This is a genomic window from Gilvimarinus sp. DA14 (assembly GCF_024204685.1).
In the GTDB taxonomy this organism is placed as follows: Bacteria; Pseudomonadota; Gammaproteobacteria; order Pseudomonadales; family Cellvibrionaceae; genus Gilvimarinus.
In genome coordinates this window covers 1,093,861-1,114,024 of the sequence record NZ_CP100350.1, presented here as the reverse complement: position 1 = coordinate 1,114,024, position 20,164 = coordinate 1,093,861, and the positions used below count along the sequence as shown (strand labels likewise).

At 54.3% G+C, this 20,164-nt stretch carries 20 protein-coding genes; 16 read left to right on the top strand and 4 right to left on the bottom strand.

Translation table 11 applies throughout. The annotated features are described in order from the left end of the window. The first annotated feature begins 75 nt into the window (after positions 1-75). The 7 genes from trmD (at position 76) to recJ (ending at position 7,760) form a co-directional block, all read left to right on the top strand. The gene (trmD, locus tag NHM04_RS04850; RefSeq protein ID WP_254266595.1) at positions 76-780 is read left to right on the top strand and encodes a tRNA (guanosine(37)-N1)-methyltransferase TrmD; all 705 of its coding nucleotides are present in this window, start codon (positions 76-78) and stop codon (positions 778-780) included. Between the two features lie 38 nt (positions 781-818). After that, entirely contained in the window at positions 819-1,169 is a 351-nt protein-coding gene (gene rplS / locus NHM04_RS04845; protein ID WP_254265917.1) for a 50S ribosomal protein L19, read from the top strand. Between the two features lie 126 nt (positions 1,170-1,295). Next, positions 1,296-2,198, top strand: a complete 903-nt coding sequence (gene xerD / locus NHM04_RS04840; RefSeq protein WP_254265916.1) for a site-specific tyrosine recombinase XerD — start codon at positions 1,296-1,298, stop codon at positions 2,196-2,198. 59 nt (positions 2,199-2,257) lie between these two features. Next, positions 2,258-3,055 carry a thioredoxin fold domain-containing protein gene (locus NHM04_RS04835; RefSeq protein ID WP_254265915.1) on the top strand — a complete coding sequence of 266 codons (798 nt, stop codon included), beginning with the start codon at positions 2,258-2,260 and terminating at the stop codon, positions 3,053-3,055. A gap of 103 nt (positions 3,056-3,158) precedes the next feature. Beyond that, positions 3,159-4,466, top strand: coding sequence for a homoserine dehydrogenase (locus NHM04_RS04830; RefSeq protein ID WP_254265914.1), 1,308 nt, complete (start codon positions 3,159-3,161; stop codon positions 4,464-4,466). A 54-nt stretch (positions 4,467-4,520) separates the two neighbouring features. Next, the gene (thrC, locus tag NHM04_RS04825) at positions 4,521-5,918 is read left to right on the top strand and encodes a threonine synthase (RefSeq protein ID WP_254265913.1); all 1,398 of its coding nucleotides are present in this window, start codon (positions 4,521-4,523) and stop codon (positions 5,916-5,918) included. A 111-nt stretch (positions 5,919-6,029) separates the two neighbouring features. Continuing rightward, positions 6,030-7,760 carry a single-stranded-DNA-specific exonuclease RecJ gene (gene recJ, locus NHM04_RS04820; protein ID WP_254265912.1) on the top strand — a complete coding sequence of 577 codons (1,731 nt, stop codon included), beginning with the start codon at positions 6,030-6,032 and terminating at the stop codon, positions 7,758-7,760. 16 nt (positions 7,761-7,776) lie between these two features. Here recJ and NHM04_RS04815 read toward each other — a convergent pair whose 3' ends face one another. Further along, complete coding sequence (locus NHM04_RS04815) at positions 7,777-8,403, bottom strand: arylesterase (RefSeq protein WP_254265911.1); 627 nt, start codon at positions 8,401-8,403, stop codon at positions 7,777-7,779. Positions 8,404-8,452: 49 nt separating this feature from the next. On the opposite strand from NHM04_RS04815, the gene NHM04_RS04810 reads away from it, so the two are divergent. From NHM04_RS04810 to NHM04_RS04800, 3 genes are all read left to right on the top strand, one after another. Further along, positions 8,453-9,142, top strand: a complete 690-nt coding sequence (locus tag NHM04_RS04810) for an ABC transporter ATP-binding protein (RefSeq protein ID WP_305881959.1) — start codon at positions 8,453-8,455, stop codon at positions 9,140-9,142. Positions 9,143-9,150: 8 nt separating this feature from the next. Further along, complete coding sequence (locus NHM04_RS04805) at positions 9,151-11,625, top strand: ABC transporter permease (RefSeq protein WP_254265910.1); 2,475 nt, start codon at positions 9,151-9,153, stop codon at positions 11,623-11,625. An 80-nt stretch (positions 11,626-11,705) separates the two neighbouring features. After that, positions 11,706-13,010: an MFS transporter gene (locus tag NHM04_RS04800; protein ID WP_254265909.1), complete on the top strand. Its 1,305-nt coding sequence runs from the start codon at positions 11,706-11,708 to the stop codon at positions 13,008-13,010. Between the two features lie 19 nt (positions 13,011-13,029). Here NHM04_RS04800 and NHM04_RS04795 read toward each other — a convergent pair whose 3' ends face one another. Both NHM04_RS04795 and NHM04_RS04790 read right to left on the bottom strand, forming a co-directional pair. Beyond that, the gene (locus tag NHM04_RS04795; protein ID WP_254265908.1) at positions 13,030-14,007 is read right to left on the bottom strand and encodes a glycosyltransferase family 2 protein; all 978 of its coding nucleotides are present in this window, start codon (positions 14,005-14,007) and stop codon (positions 13,030-13,032) included. Positions 14,008-14,028: 21 nt separating this feature from the next. Further along, positions 14,029-14,463, bottom strand: a complete 435-nt coding sequence (locus tag NHM04_RS04790; protein ID WP_254265907.1) for a GtrA family protein — start codon at positions 14,461-14,463, stop codon at positions 14,029-14,031. A gap of 111 nt (positions 14,464-14,574) precedes the next feature. Here NHM04_RS04790 and NHM04_RS04785 point away from each other — a divergent pair, with 111 nt between their 5' ends. Next, positions 14,575-14,829 (top strand): DUF4404 family protein, encoded by a 255-nt coding sequence (locus tag NHM04_RS04785; RefSeq protein ID WP_254265906.1) that lies wholly within the window; start codon positions 14,575-14,577, stop codon positions 14,827-14,829. A 19-nt stretch (positions 14,830-14,848) separates the two neighbouring features. On the opposite strand, the gene NHM04_RS04780 is transcribed toward NHM04_RS04785, so the two are convergent. Then, entirely contained in the window at positions 14,849-15,076 is a 228-nt protein-coding gene (locus NHM04_RS04780; RefSeq protein ID WP_254265905.1) for a 4-diphosphocytidyl-2C-methyl-D-erythritol kinase, read from the bottom strand. A 354-nt stretch (positions 15,077-15,430) separates the two neighbouring features. Here NHM04_RS04780 and cueR point away from each other — a divergent pair, with 354 nt between their 5' ends. The 5 genes from cueR (at position 15,431) to NHM04_RS04755 (ending at position 20,152) form a co-directional block, all read left to right on the top strand. Then, positions 15,431-15,859, top strand: coding sequence for a Cu(I)-responsive transcriptional regulator (gene cueR, locus NHM04_RS04775; protein WP_254265904.1), 429 nt, complete (start codon positions 15,431-15,433; stop codon positions 15,857-15,859). Next, on the top strand, positions 15,852-16,934 hold the full coding sequence (locus tag NHM04_RS04770; protein ID WP_254265903.1) for a permease: 1,083 nt from the start codon (positions 15,852-15,854) through the stop codon (positions 16,932-16,934). The genes cueR and NHM04_RS04770 overlap by 8 nt, the downstream gene beginning before the upstream one ends. Before the next feature lie 91 nt (positions 16,935-17,025). Then, a protein-coding gene (gene prfB, locus NHM04_RS04765; protein WP_254265902.1) for a peptide chain release factor 2 occupies positions 17,026-18,121 on the top strand; the annotation gives its coding sequence in 2 pieces (ribosomal slippage) (positions 17,026-17,097 and positions 17,099-18,121; 1,095 coding nt in all). 8 nt (positions 18,122-18,129) lie between these two features. After that, the gene (gene lysS, locus NHM04_RS04760; protein WP_254265901.1) at positions 18,130-19,614 is read left to right on the top strand and encodes a lysine--tRNA ligase; all 1,485 of its coding nucleotides are present in this window, start codon (positions 18,130-18,132) and stop codon (positions 19,612-19,614) included. Between the two features lie 4 nt (positions 19,615-19,618). Continuing rightward, on the top strand, positions 19,619-20,152 hold the full coding sequence (locus NHM04_RS04755; protein WP_254265900.1) for a YaeQ family protein: 534 nt from the start codon (positions 19,619-19,621) through the stop codon (positions 20,150-20,152). Positions 20,153-20,164 lie beyond the last annotated feature (12 nt).

Below are 20,164 nucleotides of genomic sequence, written 5' to 3'. Positions count from 1 at the left end.
CCGGAGGCTTGTGTGAGCACCGATACAGCTGGCTTTGAGCCACTGAGAATTGCGGTGATAACCCTGTTTCCCGAGATGATTCAGGCGGTACGCGATAGTGGTATTACCGCGCGGGCGGTAAAAGAGGGGCGGGTGGATATCCGCTGCTGGAACCCGCGGGATTTTACCCAGGACAAGCATCGCACCGTGGATGATCGCCCATATGGCGGCGGCCCCGGTATGCTGATGAAAGTTCAGCCGCTGGCCGACGCTGTCGATGCTGCTAAGCAGTGGGCGATAAATGCCAGAGTTATTTACCTGTCGCCTCAGGGCCAGGTATTTAACCAGGCGGCCGCGAGTGAGCTGGCGCAAAACGGTAATCTGATTTTGATTGCCGGTCGCTACGAAGGAATAGACGAACGTCTGATTGCCCGAGTAGTCGACGAAGAGTGGTCCATTGGCGATTATGTGCTATCCGGCGGCGAATTGCCGGCCATGGTGCTGATGGATGCGGTCATCAGGCTGTTGCCTGGTGCCCTTGGTGATGCTCAGTCTGCGGTGGAAGATTCTTTTACCGATGGCCTGTTGGACCATCCACACTATACCCGCCCTGAGTCATTGGATGGGGCGGAGGTTCCCGAGGTGTTGTTATCCGGGGACCATGAAAGAATTCGGCGTTGGCGCTTACAACAAGCGCTGGGGCGAACCTGGCTAAGACGGCCAGATTTATTGCAACACAAAGACTTAACCGAGGAGCAGCAAGTGCTGCTGACGGACTTTCGTCGGGACCTTAATGACTAACTCTAGCTGTGAAGCTACAGACTCTCAGGAGAAACGAGATGACCAACAAAATCATTCAAGAGCTCGAAAACGAACAGCTCAAAAAAGAAGTTCCGGAATTTGCCCCGGGTGACACCGTTGTTGTTCAGGTAAAAGTAACCGAAGGCAACCGCGAGCGTTTGCAGGCCTACGAAGGCGTGGTAATTGCCAAGCGTAATCGTGGTCTGAACTCTGCTTTCACCGTGCGCAAAATCTCTCACGGTGTTGGTGTTGAGCGTACTTTCCAAACTCACAGCCCGCAGGTTGACAGCATTGCTGTTAAGCGTCGCGGTGATGTGCGTCAGGCCAAGCTGTACTACTTGCGCGATCTGACTGGTAAGGCCGCTCGTATTAAAGAAAAACTGTCTTAAGTTTTACCGCTTAAGCCGAAAAAAGCCGGAGCAGGAGACTGCTCCGGCTTTTTTTATATCGGTAGGAAATAGTTGCAAGGAAATTTCCCGCCCGCATAATGCCAGTGACATAAAGATGGCAGGCAGATGACGGTAAACTCGGACTCAAAAATCATTCACCAGTATTTGGATGGCCTTTGGCTGGAAAAGGGCTTGTCCTCCAATACCCGCGAGAGTTATGCCCGCGACTTAAGTGCCTTTGCAGCCTGGCTTGCGGCCGAGAGCGGGGCGCCTTTGCTCGATGCCAGTCAAGAGCAAGTCATGGCCTTTCTCGCCTGGCGCCACAGCCGACACTACTCCAGCCGCTCCACTGCCAGACTGCTTTCATGCTTGCGCGGCTTTTATCGCTATCAGATCCGTGAAGGGAGGCTTCAGGCAGATCCTCTGGCGCATATTGACAACCCCAAGCTGCCCCGCGCGCTACCAAAACTTTTAACCGAGGCGGATGTCGAAGGGCTGCTTCGGGCGCCCGATGTGACAGACGCTGTGGGCTTGCGCGATAAGGCCATGCTGGAGCTTTTGTATGCTTGTGGCCTGCGTGTGACCGAATTGGTGGGGCTGACTTTGCCGATGCTGAATTTGCGTCAGGGTGTTGTGCGGGTTTTGGGTAAGGGCAGTAAGGAGCGTCTGGTGCCCTTGGGGGAAGAAGCGGTTTACTGGCTGGAGCGCTACTTGAGAGAGGGCAGGGGTAGTTTGCTAGGCACAACATCCTCTGATGTGCTTTTCCCCAGCACTCGCGCTAAACAGATGACGCGACAGACGTTTTGGCACCGCATAAAGCACTGGGCACAGCTCGCGGGGATCGAAAAACCCTTGTCGCCGCATACGCTGCGCCACGCCTTTGCCACTCATTTGTTAAATCACGGCGCTGACTTACGCGTAGTGCAGTTGTTGCTTGGCCACAGCGATCTGTCCACCACGCAAATTTACACCCACGTAGCTCAGGCGAGAATGAAAAGCCTGCATGAAGTTCATCACCCAAGGGGCTAAGTTTTGTGTGTTAAACTGCCTGCCGATTGGTGATGCCCGTAATAAACAGAGATATTTTTATGATTATGAATGCAGTTCGTACCAGCTTGGCGGCACTGGCCTTTGCGGCTTGCGCAGCTGCGGCTCAAGACACCAGCAAGGCCTCTGAGCCTGCGGATTCGCAGACTCCAGAGCAAATTATCAAAGCTCAGCTGGACAAGATAACCGGTGGTGCGCCCCTCGGTCCGGTGCGCCCCTCGGTGATTGATGGCTTGTACAGCGTTCAAGTGATCGGCGGCCCCAGCCTGATGATGACCGCCGATGGTCAGCACGCGATTATGGGCGATGCCTACGAAGTGACAGCCAAGGGGCTGGTGCCAGTGCAGGATCCCTACTTGATTAACTCGCGCAAAGAATTTGTCGACAGCCTGAAAGAGGGCGACACCATTAACTTTACCCCGGCCGATGGCGCCAAGCATGTGGCCTATGTGTTTACCGATGTCGATTGCGGCTACTGCCGCCGCCTGCACAGTCAAATGCACGGATATCGCGAGCGCGGCGAGCAGATGCCAGGCTATAACGATCTGGGCATTGAGATTCGCTACCTGGCTTATCCACGCGCAGGTGCTAACAGCCCTTCAGCGGCCAAGCTCGAAAGCGCTTGGTGCGCCGCTGAGCCCACCGATGCGCTGGACAAGCTGAAAAACCTGGAAGAAATCGAGCCGGCCAGTTGCGATGCCCCTATTGAGCAGCAATTTCTCAAGGGCGGTGAATTGGGCGTGACTGGTACCCCAAGTATCCTGCTACCTGACGGTCGACTGTTTGTAGGCTACCAGCCACCTGAAAAACTGCTGCAGAGCATCGAACAGGGCCAATAGCGCCCGCCTTCTCCAAACACACGCCAACATCAATTGACAGCAACCTTAGCTCTGAGTAAGGTTGCCGTCTTTTGTTTTTACCGTCTCCCCACAAGAGGATTTCATGTTGAAACCGGTCAGAATAGGTATCTGCGGTCTGGGCACCGTAGGCAGTGGCACCGTCAATGTACTCGCGCGCAATGAGCGCGTCATTAACGCCCGCGCCGGTTGCGATATTATTGTGGAGCAAGTGGGCGCGCGCCGGGATAACCCCCAGGTGGATATGACGTCCTTGAACGTCACTCGCGATGTGTTCGATGTGGCTCGTAACCCCAATGTTGATGTGGTTGTGGAGCTGATTGGCGGCATCTCAGTTGCGCGCGACCTGATCTTGGAAGCCATCAACAATGGCAAGCATGTCGTGACTGCTAATAAGGCGCTGATTGCTGAGCATGGTAACGAAATCTTTGCCGCCGCCGACGCCAAGGGCGTAACCGTAGCCTTTGAGGCAGCGGTCGCCGGTGGCATCCCCATTATTAAATCCATTCGCGAGGGGCTTTCGGCCAATCGCATCGAGTGGCTGGCGGGTATTATCAACGGTACCGGCAACTTTATTCTTACCGAAATGCGCGACAAAGGCCGCGATTTCGGCGACGTTCTCGCAGAAGCACAAGAGCTGGGCTACGCCGAGGCCGATCCTACGTTCGACGTGGAAGGTATCGATGCCGCCCACAAACTGGTGATTCTGGCCTCTATGAGCTTCGGCATCCCGCTGCAGTTTGACAAGGTATTCACCGAAGGGATCAGTAAAATTGAGCCGGTGGACGTGGCCTACGCCGACGAGTTGGGCTACCGCATCAAGCATTTGGGTATTGCCCGCCGGGTTGCCGATGGTATCGAGCTGCGAGTACATCCGACATTGATTCCCGAGCGCCGCCAGCTGGCTAATGTCGACGGTGTCATGAACGCTATTATGGTTAAAGGGGATGCCGTTGGCCCCACCATGTACTATGGTGCTGGCGCGGGCGCTGAGCCTACGGCCTCTTCTGTAATTGCGGATATCGTCGATGTGGCGCGTACTCTGACAGCTGATCCTGAGCACCGGGTTCCCTATTTGGGGTTTCAACAGAGCAGCCTGAGCGATCGCAATATTCTGCCCATTGACGAGGTGGAAACCGCTTACTACCTGCGCATGTCGGCTCTTGATAAGCCGGGTGTGCTGTCGCAGGTGGCGACTATTTTGAGCGACTCGGGTATCAGTATTGAAGCGCTGATTCAAAAAGAGGCGGATGAAGACGAAGAAATTGTGCCGCTGATTCTGTTGACCAACCGAGCGGTTGAGAAACACTTGGCTACCGCCATCAGTAAAATTGAAGCGCTTAGCTCAATTACCGGGCCTATTACCCGCATTCGTTTAGAGCCTTTAAAATAAGGTGTGTAAATAACGGGCAATTGCCCTCAAGTGGACTGAATTCAGGTTACCGACGTGAAATACATCAGCACCCGCGGCCAGGCGCCGTCACTGTCGTTTGAAGAAGTAGTGCTTACCGGTCTCGCCTCCGATGGCGGCCTGTATGTACCCGAAAAGCTGCCCGAGTTTTCTCGTGAAGAGATCGCGAGCTGGGCAGGTCTGTCTTATCAAGAACTGGCGTTTAAGGTGATGGCGCCTTTCGTCGACGGTGAAATTCCCGACGATGATTTACGCGGTTTGATTGACAAAGCCTACCAGAGCTTTCGCCACCAGGGCATAGCGCCTTTGGTGCAAACGGGTCACAACGAGTGGATTTTAGAGCTTTTTCAAGGGCCCACTCTGGCGTTTAAAGATTTTGCGCTGCAGTTTTTGGGACACTTGCTCGATTATATTTTGCAAAAGCGCGACCAAAAAGTTGTGGTCATGGGGGCGACCTCGGGCGATACCGGTTCGGCCGCCATTGAAGGCTGCCGCCGCTGTGAGAATATCGATATCTTTATTCTCCATCCGCACAACCGCGTGTCCAATGTGCAGCGCCGTCAGATGACCACCGTGCTGGAAGATAACGTCCACAATATTGCCCTGGACGGAAACTTCGACGATTGCCAGAACATGGTAAAGGCGAGCTTTGCCGACCAGTCGTTCCTGCCCGAAGGGCGCCAACTGGTGGCGGTAAACTCCATCAACTGGGCGCGGATTATGGCGCAAATCGTCTATTACTTTTACGCCTCCCTGGCGCTCGGTGGCCCGCACCGTCCGGTGTCTTTCTCGGTGCCCACCGGAAACTTCGGCGATATTTTTGCCGGTTACCTCGCCAAGCGTATGGGGCTGCCCATTGATCAGCTGGTCATTGCCACCAACAGCAATGATATTTTGCACCGCGCTATCAGCAACAACGATCACAGTAAGCAAGAGTTGCAGCACACTTTGTCGCCCAGTATGGATATTATGGTGTCCAGCAACTTCGAGCGTATGCTATTCGATTTGTACGACCGCGACGGTGCCGCCATTGCCAAGCTCATGGAAGATTTTAAATCTGGGGCTATGCATCTGGATGACAAGGCGTTGGCTCGCGCACGGGAATTATTTGCCAGTCATAAAGTGGATGATGCTCGCATGCTGGAAGTGATTCGCGAGGTGTTTGAACGCACTGAATACCTGCTTGACCCACACACCGCCATTGGCGTTGATGCCGCTCGGGCGACTCGTCGCAGCAAAGACGTGCCCATGGTATGCCTGGCGACCGCGCATCCGGCGAAATTCCCCGAAGCCGTGCAAAAAGCAGGGCAAGAGGAAGATCCCAAATTGCCGCACCATATGGCGGATTTGTTCGACCGCGAAGAGCGTTACGAAGTACTGCCTAACGACGCCGAGACCGTGCACGAGTTTATGCGCAGCCATTTGGCGTGTTGATCGGATCGTCTGATGTCGGACGTCAGACGCTGCTAAGTTTTGCATAAGGTACGGGTTTGCTGTGCCTTATGTGTCCGACATCAGACCTCTGTCGTCCGACGAGTCTTCCCCATGCAAAAAATCATCAAACGCCGTCCCTCCCCCTCATCTTTACTATCTGAGCCTGATCTTGCGCCCTTACTGAATCGTATCTACTCCAATCGCGGTGTGCGGCATGCCGAGGAGCTAGAGTTAACCCTACAGCGCTTGCTGCGCCCGGAGTTAAAAGGTTTACCAGAGGCTGCTGAAATTCTCGCCGATGCGGTAGTGGCCGGTGCGCGTATTTTGATTGTGGGCGACTTTGATGCCGATGGCGCCACCAGCTCTGCGCTCGGGGTGTTAGCACTGCGTGCCATGGGGGCGCAGCATGTGGACTTTTTGGTGCCCAACCGCTTTGAGTATGGTTATGGCCTTACGCCGGAAATTGTAGCGGTCGCGGCTGAGCGAGAGCCTGATGTGATTGTTACCGTGGATAACGGTATCTCCAGTATCGATGGCGTACAGGCGGCCAACGACCTGGGCATTGCGGTTGTCGTCACCGATCATCACCTGCCGGGTCAGGCGCTGCCTGCGGCCGATGCGATAGTCAATCCGAACCAGCCGGGCTGCTCTTTTAGCAGTAAAAATCTTGCCGGTGTCGGTGTGATTTTTTACGTAATGAATGCGTTAAAAAAACAGCTGAGCGCTATAGGATGGTTTGCCGAGGCGGGAATCCCCGAGCCGAATATGGCGAACTTTCTAGATTTAGTGGCTCTGGGAACCGTTGCCGATGTGGTACCGCTGGATGCAAATAACCGTATTCTTGTGGAGCAGGGCTTGCGTCGTATTCGCGCGGGCGTGGCGCGCCCGGGCATCCTGGCATTACTTGAAGTGGCCGGACGTGGTCGCGAGCGTTTAGTGGCGACTGATTTGGGTTTTGCTATAGGCCCGCGTTTGAATGCCGCCGGCAGGTTGGATGACATGAGCATTGGCATACGCTGCTTGCTTAGTGATGATGTTCAATTAGCGCGCGAGCTGGCGGCCGAGCTAGACAGCTTTAACCGCGATCGCAAAGCCATTGAAAGCGGTATGCAGCGCGAGGCCATGGCCATGCTGGATAAACTCAGTGTCGGTGATGGTCAGGACTTGCCCTGGGGGCTGTGCTTGTACGACGCCACCTGGCATCAAGGGGTAATCGGTATTCTCGCCTCGCGGGTGAAAGACAAATTTCACCGCCCGGTGATTGTGTTTGCCGATGCCGACGACGATACTATTAAAGGATCGGCGCGCTCCATACCCGGCCTGCACATTCGCGACGCTCTGGATGCGGTGGCCGCACGCGAGCCGCACTTGCTGCAAAAATTTGGCGGCCATGCCATGGCTGCCGGCATGAGCATTGCGCGGGAAAACTATCAGGCTTTTGCCGAAGCCTTCGATACCGAAGTTAAGCGTCAGCTCGCTGCAGATGATTTACAGGCAGTCCTGATGAGCGATGGCGAACTTGCCGCCAGCGAATTTGAGCTAGAGCTGGCGCGCCAGTTGCGACACGCGGGCCCTTGGGGTCAGCACTTTCCAGAGCCATTATTCGATGGGGAGTTTTATCTGGTTCAGCAGCGTATCGTGGGGGAAAAGCACCTGAAATTGGTGCTGGCGCTGGACGCGCAGAAGCAGCAATTGCTGGATGCTATTGCCTTCAATGTAGATTTGTCTGTGTGGCCGGATCAAGGTATTGAGCGCATTCGCGCCGCCTTTAAACTGGACGTCAATGAGTTTCGCGGGCGTGAATCTTTGCAGCTAATGATCGATTACTTAGAGCCGGTATAATAATTGAGCTGCCGCACTAAAGCAGCGGCGCAAGATAAGGCCATACATTGTCCAGAATCATCGGCTGAGCTTCGGCGGTCGGGTGGATGCTGTCATTGCGCATCAGCTCCCGATTGAGGGCAACGCCGTCTAGCATAAAAGGCACCAGCGTGATCTGGTATTGCTCGGCAAGGGCCGGATAGATATCGCTGAACATCTTTGTGTAGCGGGCGCCGTAATTAGGCGGAATTTGCATTCCCAACAGCAGAACCTCGGCATCGGCATCCAGCGAGGACTGGATCATTGCACTTAGATTGTCGCGCATTATTTTTACCGGTTGACCCCGCAGTCCGTCGTTGCCGCCCAACTCTAAAATAACAATGCCGGGCTTGTGTGTTTGCAGCAGTTTCGCCAGTCTCGCCGCGCCGCCGGTAGTGGTTTCACCGCTTACGCTGGCGTTGACGACCGGATGGCTAAAGTCTTCGTTTTCCAGCTTCTCGCGCAGCAATTGCACCCAGCCACTTTCTAAATCAATGCCGTAACCGGCGCTTAAGCTATCGCCCATTACCAGAATAGGTTGAGGTTGCTGCGCCCAGCTTGTGGCAGAAAATAACAGCAGCAGGCATCCATTTACCAAAATTAAACGTCTAAACCAATTGAGCATAGTAGAATCCAGCAATAACAAATCTTAAGCGCGCCTTCCGGGAGACCTTATGGCTTATATGATCGAGGCCGAGCAGTTGGGCAAAACCGTCACCACCGCGAGCGGTGATCTTACCATTCTCACAGATATTAACCTGTGGATAGAGAAAGGTGAAAGCCTGGCCATAACCGGCGCTTCAGGCTCGGGCAAATCCACCTTGCTGGGACTGTTAGCGGGTCTGGATGTTCCCTCCAGCGGCCGCGTGCTACTGGCCGGTGAAAACCTTGGCGAGCTCGACGAAGAGGGACGCGCGCGGGTGCGCGCTGAGCGTGTTGGTTTTGTGTTTCAGTCCTTTCAGTTGCTGCCGGGGTTAACGGCGCTGGAAAACGTCATGTTACCCATGGAGTTGGGCGGGCAGAAAAATGCCCGCCAGCGCGCAGAGGATTATCTAGCCAGGGTAGGGCTCGCCCAGCGGCTCAATCACTACCCGCCACAGTTGTCCGGCGGTGAGCAACAGCGGGTCGCCATTGCCCGGGCGTTTGCCTGCGAGCCCGAAATCCTGTTTGCCGACGAACCCACAGGTAATCTGGACAGTGCCACTGGCAACACCATCAATGATCTTTTGTTCGGGTTAAATGCCGAGGCAGGTACCACACTGGTGCTGATTACCCACGAAGAGCGTTTGGCTAATCGCTGTGCCCGGCAAGTGCAGCTGGCCGCTGGTGAGTTGTTAATCAGTTCAGCGGCCGCTGCACAATAGGAGGGGTTATGCTGGCGTTGCGATTACTCTGGCGCAATTGGCGCAGTGGTGAAGTAAAACTGCTGGCGGTAGCGCTGGCGCTGGCGGTAACGGTGGTAAGTGCCATTGCGCTGTTTACCGACCGCCTTGAATCCACCTTACTGGAGCAGAGCAATTCGCTGTTAGGTGCTGATAAGCTGATCACCAGTAATCAGCCACATCAAAGCGAATGGCAGAGCGAGGCACAAGCTCGTGATATTTCGACCAGTCAGGTTGCTCACTTTGCCTCAATGGTTTTCGCCGGCGATGAGATGCACCTGGCGTCTATCAAAGCGGTGGCGGAGGATTACCCGCTGCGTGGTTATATCGATCTTAGCGAGCAGCCATTCGCGACCTCTGGCCCCAGTGTTGAGCGCGCAGAGGGTATCCCGCCCGTGGGTGAAGTGTGGGTGGACTCGCGCCTTTTGCCATTGCTGCATATCTCCCTAGGAGACACCTTGCAGATTGGTGAGCACAGCTTAATCGCCAGTAAAGTGATTGTGAGCGAGCCAGATGGTAGTGGCCCATTTAGCGTAATGGGCGCGCGCATTATGATGAACTGGGCGGATTTGGCAAAAACCCAGGTCATCCAGCCGGGCAGTCGCGTCGAGTATCAGTGGCTGTTGGCCTCCACACCAGAGCACCTGGCTGACTTTATCACCTGGCTTGAGCCTCGATTGACCGAGCACGAAGAAGTCGTCGGTATAGAAAACGCTCAGCGGCGTTTGCAGGGAACCTTAAAAACTGGCCGACGCTTTTTGGTGCTGGCAGCGGTAATGGGTGTGCTGTTGGCCGGGGTAGCTGTTGCCCTGGCGGCGCGGCAGTTCGCGGCGCGGCATATTAACCAGGTGGCGTTGCTGAAAAGTCTCGGTGTGGGCTCGGGCAGAATCAGATTTCTGTACCTGACGCAACTTCTTTGCCTTTCCCTGTTGGCGGCGCTGCTGGGTCTGCTAATTGGTTACGCGATTCAAGAATTCATTGCTCTGACGGTGCACCGCTTGTACCAAATAGAAATGGCTCCTGCTCGTTGGCGCTCTTTTGTGTTGAGTTTATTAAGTGGCCCCGTGGCCTTGGTGGGCTTTGCTCTGCCCAGTTTGTGGTTTTTGCCCACGGTGGCGCCCATTAAAGTGCTGCGCCAAGAAATGAAAGTGGATACCGGTGCGGCTATTTGGCAGATTGCCATGGCCTGCGCTGTTCTGATTTTATTGGTGGTGGTATTCGGTCGCGATCTGGTGCTAGGCGCAACCGTGTTGCTGGCTTTGGCAGTGGTCGCGGTGTTGGCATCGCTGCTGGCCGTGGGCTTGCTGGCGCTGGGTAAAAAAGCTGGCAGCCAGGCGGGCAGTGGTTGGCGTTTGGCTGTGGCGAGTATTCAGCGTCGTCGCGCCGCCAGCGTGTTACAGGTGGTGGTATTTGCCACCGCCGTGATGTTGCTACTTACATTAACCATTGTGCGGACCTCACTGATTGAAGAGTGGCAAGTCAAAGTGCCCGAAGATGCCCCCAATCACTTTGTGCTTAATGTTGCCCCCACACAGGTGGAGCCTTTTAAGAGTTTATTGGATAACCAGCAATTGCGCGTAGAACAGCTCTACCCCATGGTGCGGGGCCGGTTAACGCACATCAATGGCGAGCCCAAACCCGAAGACACCCTTAATCGCGAAGCCTCCTTAACCTGGTCGAACCAGCTGGCCGAAGACAACCAAGTGGTTGCAGGCCAGTGGTGGGATGAATGGTCACGCAGTGAGAGCGGCTTACCCGGTGTTTCCGTCGAGCAAGAGGTTGCTGGCAGGTTGGGCATAGAACTGGGTGATCGGCTGACTTTCTCCATTGGTGGCTTACAGGCCGAGGCCGAAGTGGCCAGTTTTAGAACCTTGGAGTGGGAATCACTACAACCCAATTTTTATTTTATTTTTCAACCGGGCGCGCTGGATGATTACTCGCCCATGTATATGACCAGTGTGTACCTGCCGCCGGAGCAGAAAACGTTTATCAACACGCTACTGACAAATTACCCCACCATCGTGGTGATTGAGTTGGATCGGATTATCAATCAAATTCGCACGATCGTCTCACAAGTGAGTGATGGCGTAGGCTTGGTGTTGTTGATGGTGTTGTTGGGCGGCTGTTTGGTGCTGGTGGCTTCAGTCAACGGCAGTATCAACGAGCGCAAACAAGAGGCGGGTCTACTGCGCGCCCTGGGTGCTAGTCGCAGCCTGATTACCGGCGGTGTCTGGATCGAATTTGCGATTTTGGGTTTTGCCGCCGGCATTATCGCCGCTGTGGCCGCCGAGGCGTTAGTGATTGGCCTGCAAGTGTTCGTATTTGAAGTGCCTGTCCAACCCCATTATCTCTACTGGCTGCTCACTCCCGTGATTACGGCCTTATTTGTTGCCGCTATTGGCGCCTTTAGCTGCCGCCATGCGGTTAATACCCCACCGGCGGTAGTGCTGCGCGAAGCGGCGTAATGCGCACAGAGAACAGTATTTGTATCAGGCCCGGCGTAAGTGTTGTTAGCTAAATCCATGTTTCATATGTGTGGCTGAATATGAAAGCGTCCAGCGTGAGTGAAAACCTTTACGATAAACTCGTAAACGAAGAAGATGCCCGAATCTGCAAAGCGATAGATGAGCGGGCCTGCAGGGAAGTGCCGGGTAATTTTTTTACTCTTATTCTCAGCTACTTTTGCAGCAAGCTTGGAGATGCCTTGGCAAACCCGAAAATTGTTTTGCCTTGGGTGATGGAAGTTTTACAGGCGCCGGTCTACTTATTGGGTTTTCTGGTGCCCATTCGCGAATCCGGTTCTCTCTTGCCGCAATTGTTTATCGCCAGTTTTGTAAGGCGTCAGCCGCTGCGCAAATGGTTATGGGTGGGCGGTTCAGTATTGCAGGCTCTGTGTATGCTGGCCATGGCGGCGGTGGTCTGGACCTTAGAGGGCGCGGCGGCGGGTTGGGCCATTATCGCCTTGCTGGTGGTGTTTGCCCTGGCTCGGGGACTCTGTTCTGTGGCCGCTAAAGATGTCTTGGGAAAAACCATTCCTAAATCAAGGCGCGGTCAGGTAAACGGTTGGTCGGCCAGCGCTGCAGGATTGGTAACCGTGTTGTTGGCCGTGGCGCTGATTGTCAGCAAAAACGAGTTATCCATTTGGGGCTGCACTTTGCTGCTGTTGGGCGCGGGGGGTATGTGGTTGCTGGCCGCCGTTATCTATTCCCGGATGGTCGAGTTTGCCGGGGAAACCTCAGGCGGAGGCAACGCCATTACCGAAGCTGTGGCAAGGTTAGGTTTATTACGTAACGATAAGCCTTTTCGCCGCTTTGTGATTACCCGCTCGCTACTTTTGTGTTCGGCATTAACCGCGCCCTACTATGTGGTGTTGGCACAGCAACAGGTGGGACAGTCCGGGGTGTTATTGGGGTTGTTCTTACTCGCCAGCGGTCTGGCTAGCTTGCTGTCAGCGCCGTTTTGGGGGCGTTTTGCCGATGTCTCCAGCCGGCGGGTAATGATGCTGGCGGCCTGGTTGACGGCGGTGCTGGGCTTTATGGTTTTCGCGCTGCACACCTGGGCGCCGCATTGGCTTGGCTATTCGGCGGTTTTACCGGTGTTTTACTTTTTTCTTACGGTTGCCCACCAAGGCGTCAGGGTGGGGCGCAAAACCTATGTGGTGGATTTGGCTGAAGGTAACCGACGCACAGATTACGTAGCACTCAGCAATACGATTATCGGTGTGGTGTTATTGCTGCTGGGTGTGTCTGGCTGGATTGCCAGTGAGCTGGGAATAAGCTGGGCCATTTTGTTGCTTTCCGCCGCGGGTGCGGCGGGTGCATTGCTGGCACGTACTCTACCGGAGGCCTAAGGCTGTTACCCCCCCCCGGTTAGTCTTGTTGCGAGGTTTCTCGCTTGTGTTTTTTGACCGTCTCAAGATGGTAGCGCGGCCGCTGCTTGAGCTCTTCAAACATTTTCGCCAAGTACTCGCCGATAATTCCCAAGCTTAGTAACTGTACGCTGCCGATAAAAAGCAGTGGAATCAGGATGGAAGTCCAGCCGGGAATGGCGTTGTCGGTGAAAAGACGTGTGCCCAGTACCCAGAGAATCATCAGCAGCGACATGCCGCTGGCCACTATTCCAAGTAGGGTAATAGCTCGCAGCGGCGCGGTGGAAAAGCTGGAAATACCATGCCATGCGAACGACAGCATTTTGCGCAGTGGGTATTTGGTTTCCCCGGCGGCGCGACTTTGGCGGTCGTACTCAACGGTAGAGGAGGTAAAGCCAACTTCGCGCACGATACCGCGTAAAAATAACTGGCTTTCACGGTACTCGAGCATCGCATTTAACGCGCGGCGAGACATCAGGCGAAAATCAGCGTGATTAAAAACTAAATCTACACCCATGCGGCGCATCAGGTGGTAGTAGCCTTCGGCGCTAAAACGTTTAAAAAAGGTGTCCGTGTCGCGCGCGGCGCGCACGCCGTAAACCACATCGTTGCCAGCGTGGTATTCATCTACCATACGCTCAATATTGCTGGGGTCGTCTTGCAGGTCGGCGTCGATGCTGACAATGATATCTTCGTCGGTGGCTTCCAGGCCCGCCAGTAGTGCATTCTGGTGGCCCTTGTTACGTGACAGTTTTACCCCTGCCACGCGGCCGCTGTGTTGGTCGCAAGCCTGGTCGATCAGCTCCCAGGTTTTATCGCGGCTGCCGTCATCTACCAGGTAAAGGCGCGAACCCTGACTGATTTTGCCTTTGCCGATGAGTGCGTCCAAGGTCTCGAGCAGCACCGGTAAGCTCTGTGGCAGCATTTCTTCTTCGTTGTAACAGGGCACAACGATGGCAAGTGAGGTATCCCTAATCATTATGGTTAAATCCCAAAGTCATTATCGGTAGATCCAGAATTTATGCAGTAAAAAATTGCTCACCAGGGTCACTCCGGTGGCGATCAGTTGTGCTAACAAGTAGTGGGGTAGCAGGGCATCGGCGATATAAAAAACCAGGGTGTTGAGCCCCAGCCCTAGAGCAACCACAAAAGCAAATTTAATACTCGATTCACTGTGCTTTTGCGTTGCTTGAAAAGTGAAGTAGTAGTTGGCCAGATAGTTATACACCGCCGACAGTGCAAACGCTGCTGCGGAGCAGGCCACCTTGGGTAGGGCAGTTAGCTCTGCGAGGATGATCAAAAACACATATTGCAATACAGTAGCGGTGCCGCCCACCAACAAGAAGCGAGTAACTTGATGGCGATACAGATATTGACACCAGCGCTTGAGGTGCGATTCGTTCGCTGTATGTGATTTAGCAGGCGTAACTGACACAGTTTTTCCAGAACCCTAAAACCATAGGGTATGATGTAATTTTAAGATTGCGAAGGGTTTATACCATCTTAAGAACCCAAACGTAAGGTAACCGAACAAGTGAGGACAACTATGTCACAGGAAAATCTCGATCAGCTGATCACCCGCTTGCATGACTTATTTGGCAATGAAGAGGTCAGCCCAGAGCAGCAACGCTTAATGACCGAGCTTGAACGCCACACTCATCCTGCCGGTAGTAGCGAGGCGCCCGAGCCTCGTCCGGTGGACACCCTGGAGGCGATGCTGGCGGATTTTGAAGAGGATCACCCGCAGGTCTCGCAAGTGTTGGGGCAGATTGTTAATGCGCTGAAAAATATGGGGGTGTGAAGAACGTGAAGTTGACAGCTTAGGCCCAGCCCACCGCTGCGCGAGCGCGCTCAATATAAATATATTCCGCCCTGCCGCTTACCGGGTGGCGGGGGTGGCGCAGATGGTGGTGATCTTGAGTGGAGCCCATGTACTCCCAGCACTGACCATCCTCAATACACAAATGATCCCCACCGTTGAGCGGGTACTGTGCTAGCTCTTCCCACATCTTGTCCCATTCTGGGTGCGATACATCTAAATATTCCATCGCCAGATTCCTGCCATCTGCTTGTTATATTGGTTATTTTGATTATTTAAACCAAAATGTCAATTACATAATATAAATCATTGTATTTACTGATATAAATCCTACAGGTTCATATTAAAAGTCGTGTCCCTTTGGCGCGGTTGCGGGGGCGTGTGATGCCTGGCTGCAATAATTAAACGGCGAAATAGAGCGTTTTTTGTGCTTGACCTTAACCTTGCTGGAAGGTTTATTGTGTTGTTAACGCAGAACGCAGAACGCAGAACGCAGAACGCAGAACGCAGAACGCAGAACGCAGAACGCAGAACGCAGAACGCAGAACGCAGAACGCAGAACGCAGAACGCAGAGGACGAGTAATGAAAATTGGTGAAGTGGCGCGAGAGACCGGCCTGAGTGCAAAGGCCATCCGGCATTACGAATCCCAGGGGTTGGTAAACAGTCAACGCCTGGATAACGGTTACCGGGATTATTCGCAGGCCAATGTGGCGCAACTGACGCTCATTGCCCGGGCGCGCAAGGTGGGCTTTTCGCTGGATGAGTGCCGCGAATTATTGTTGTTACAGGGCAACACTGAGCGCCACAGCGCTGATGTGAAGCGGGCGGTAGAAGACAAAGTCGCGCAGCTGGACGAACAGCTACAGCATTTGCATGCCATGCGCGAGACATTGGTAGCGCTGGCGTCGCGTTGTCGCGGTGATGAAGCCCCCGAGTGCGCAATTTTGCAAGACTTGTCGAACAGCAAGTCGGGCATGGTTTTTACCGTTTTGGAGGACTACCATGAGTGAGCATTGCTGCAGCAAGCCCGAACCAAAACCCACTCAGGCAGGTTGCTGCGGTGCTGAGCCCACAGCGAAGAAGCGGCCAGACTTTTTGCTGTGGGGTTCCCTGGCTGGGTGTGTTTTACTCTACAGCCTGTATTTAACCGGCTTGGCGTCCGGCTGGCTGATGCATATGGCCCACGGGGTGTTCGAGCTACTGAACACTATGTGGTGGGGCGTTGTAATCGGCATTGTCTTTGTTGGCCTGCTTAATTTCGTGCCGCAGCAACTGGTAGTGTCTATGCTTGGGCGCGGCGGCTCTTTTTCAGGTATTTTGCGTGCCACGGCGGCGGGAGTGTTTCTCGATTTGTGCAGCCACGGAATCTTGATGGTGGGTATGAAGCTCTACCAAAAAGGCGCCAGCCTGGGCCAGGTTATGGCCTTCTTGATTGCCAGTCCCTGGAACTCCCTGTCCCTCACTCTGGTGATGATTGCCCTGATAGGGCTGCCCTGGACGCTCGCCTTTATCTTTCTGTCTATGGTGATCGCGATAATCGCAGGCCTTGTTTTTGATGCCGCGGTTAAGCGCCGCAAACTTGCCGCCAACCCGCAGGCTCCTGAGCAGGAGGCTAAGCCCGAGCCCATTTTGCCCCAGCTGAAAGTGTTGTGGGGGCAGCTTAGTTTGCGCCCACAGGCACTGGCAGCGGTAGGGCGTGAAGGGCTTAAAGGCTCGCGCATGGTCATCCGCTGGCTGTTGTTCGGTGTGCTGCTGGCGGCTATTATCCGCGCGTTAATGCCCGCCGAGGCTTTCGCCGAATGGTTCGGTCCGACGTTGATTGGCTTGCTGCTGACTACCGTGGCGGCGGCCGTTATTGAAGTGTGTTCCGAGGGCTCAACCCCCATTGCGGCGGATTTAATGAACCGCGCTAAGGCACCGGGCAACAGCTTCTTGTTTCTGATGGCCGGCGTTGCCACCGACTACACCGAAATTATGGTGATAAAAGACACCATGAAGTCCTGGAAAACGGCTTTCGCGCTGCCGGCAATTGTACTGCCGCAGGTATTACTGGTGGCCTGGATACTTAACTTCTTTGCCGTTTGATGCAGGGTAGAAACGCCCTCTACGGTAGTGTAGAGGGCGTTTCTACGGTAGAATGCGCCGCTTTTATTTGACAATTTTTCGGCGAGTTCTCATGGAAATTAATCCCCACCTGACAGCCCTTAAAGACCTTCAGGCACGCACCGACGTGCTTAGGGGGTATCTTTGACTACGACACCAAGAAAGAGCGCCTAACCGAGGTTGAACTCGAGCTGGGCGAGCCTAATGTTTGGAACGAGCCCGAGCGCGCCCAGGCGCTGGGTAAAGAGCGCGCCTCCCTTGAGGCGGTAGTCAAAACCATCGACGATCTCGACTCGGGCGTGAGCGATTTGTCCGAGTTGTTGGAAATGGCCAAGGAAGAAAACGACGAAGACAGCCTGAACGAGGTGATCGAAGAGATCGGCGGCCTTGATGATCAGCTGCAAAAGCTGGAGTTTCGCCGTATGTTTTCGGGCGAGATGGACGAGAACAGCGCCTTTTTAGACATTCAAGCGGGCTCCGGCGGTACCGAGGCACAGGACTGGGCCGAGATGGTACTGCGTATGTACCTGCGCTGGGGCGAAGCCAAGGGCTTTAAAACCACCTTGGAAGAAGCCTCGGCCGGTGAAGTGGCGGGCATCAAAAGTGCCACCATTCGCTTTGAAGGCGAGTACGCTTTTGGTTGGCTGCGCACCGAGACCGGCGTGCACCGCTTAGTGCGCAAGTCGCCGTTTGACTCTGGTAATCGTCGCCACACGTCGTTTTGCTCGGTGTTTGTCTCGCCGGAAATTGATGACAATATCGAAATTGATATTGATCCCTCCGATGTGCGCACCGATACCTACCGCGCCTCGGGCGCCGGTGGTCAGCACGTTAACAAAACCGACTCGGCGGTGCGTTTAACCCACGAGCCCACCAATACCGTGGTGCAATGTCAGAGCGAGCGATCGCAGCACGCCAACCGCGACAAAGCCTGGAAAATGCTGCGCGCAAAGTTGTACGAGCTTGAGATTCAAAAGCGCAACGCCGACAAGCAGGCACTGGAAGACACCAAATCCGATATCGGTTGGGGCAGTCAAATTCGCTCTTATGTGTTGGACGATCAGCGCATTAAAGATTTGCGCACCGGAGTACAAACCAGTAACTGCCAAAATGTATTGGATGGATCTTTGGACCAATTTATTGAAGCGAGCCTTAAGGCCGGACTCTAGGATTCGACATGACTGACGAAAAGCAAACCGCCCAGGAAGAGAACAAACTGATCGCCGAGCGCCGCACCAAACTCGCGGCGATTCGCGAGCGCGGCAATCCCTTTCCCAACGACTTTCGCCGCACCCACGTAAGCGCTGAGCTGCAAGCCGAGTACGGGGAAAAGGACAAAGAAGCGCTAGAGGCGCTGGATTATCAGGTAAGTGTCGCCGGGCGCATCATGGCCAAGCGCGGCCCGTTTATGTTGATTCAAGACGGCGAGGGCAGCATTCAGTTTTACGCCAGTAAAGACGTGCAAAAAGCCATGAAAGAGCACGATGGCCAGTGGGACATCGGCGATATTGTCGCGGGCTCAGGCCCATTGCATAAATCCGGCAAGGGCGACTTGTACGTTAACCTGACCGAGTGGAAATTGCTGACCAAATCCCTGCGTCCGCTGCCTGAAAAATATCATGGTCTGGCGGATCAAGAGCTGCGTTATCGTCAGCGCTATGTAGATTTGATCGTCAATCCCGAGGTGCGCGACACGTTTAAACTGCGTTCAAAGTGCATCAGCTTTATTCGCAACTACCTGGATGGCCAGGGCTTTATGGAAGTGGAAACTCCCATGCTGCAGGTGATTCCCGGTGGCGCCACGGCGCGTCCTTTCGTTACCCATCACAATGCGCTGGATATTGATATGTATCTGCGTATCGCCCCCGAGCTGTATTTAAAACGCTTGGTGGTAGGCGGTTTTGAGCGGGTGTATGAAATCAACCGCAATTTCCGTAACGAAGGGGTCTCGACGCGTCACAACCCCGAGTTCACCATGCTGGAGTTTTACCAGGCCTACGCCGATTATCACGACCTGATGAACCACACCGAAAGCATGCTGCGCGGTATGTGCGAAAGCGTGATGGGTACCACCACCATCAACTATCAGGGCACCGAATATGATTTCGCCAAGCCTTTTAACCGCATCAGCGTGTTTGACTCTATTTTGCAGTTTAACCCCGAGCTCACGGCGGCGGATATTTCCGATTTAGAATCGGCGCGCAAGGTGGCGGAAAAACTGCACATTCCGCTCAAAGACAGTTACGGTTTGGGCAAGGTGCAAATTGAAATCTTCGAGGCGACGGTAGAAGAAAAGTTGGATCAACCCACTTTTATTACCGAATACCCGACGGAAGTATCACCGCTGGCGCGGCGTAAAGATGACAACCCGTGTGTGACTGAACGGTTTGAGTTTTTTGTCGGCGGTCGCGAAGTCGCTAACGGCTTCTCGGAGCTTAACGATGCCGAAGATCAGGCCGAACGTTTCCGCGAACAGGTGGCTGAAAAAGACGCCGGCGATGACGAAGCCATGCATTACGATGCCGACTATGTACGCGCGCTCGAATACGGCCTGCCCCCCACCGCCGGTGAAGGTATTGGTATTGACCGTTTGGTAATGCTGTTCGCTAACGCCTCTACCATTCGCGACGTGCTGCTCTTTCCGCACATGCGTCCGGAATAAGACCGTGGCGCTGAGTGCGAGTGTCTATAAAGTAACGTTAAACCTGTCGGATACAGACCGGCAGGTTTATCTGGATACTAAGCTAACGCTCGCCTGTCACCCCTCCGAAACCGAAGAGCGCATGATGGTGCGCTTGCTCGCCTGGTGCTTTAACGCCCACGATGATCTGACCTTTGGCAAAGGCCTATCCACCGCCGATGAGCCCGACTTGTGGCAGGTGGCACCCTCGGGTGTGATTGAAAAGTGGATTGAAGTGGGCCAGCCGAGCGTCGATAAAATGAAAAAAGGGCGCTCTCGCTCGGAGCAGCAAATCATTTACACCGCAGGTCGCGGCCGGGATCAGTGGTGGCCCACGGTTGCAAACGAATTGACTAAATTCTCCGATTTATCCGTGTACCATTTAAACGCCGATGAAGTGAGTGAGCTTGCGACATTGGCGGCTAAGAATATGACCTTGAGTGTGTGTATCAGCGAAGGCAGTGCCTTTGTTAGCAGTGATGCTCAGAATGTTAGCATCACACCGCTAATCGATCTTTAAGCGAGAATCTCT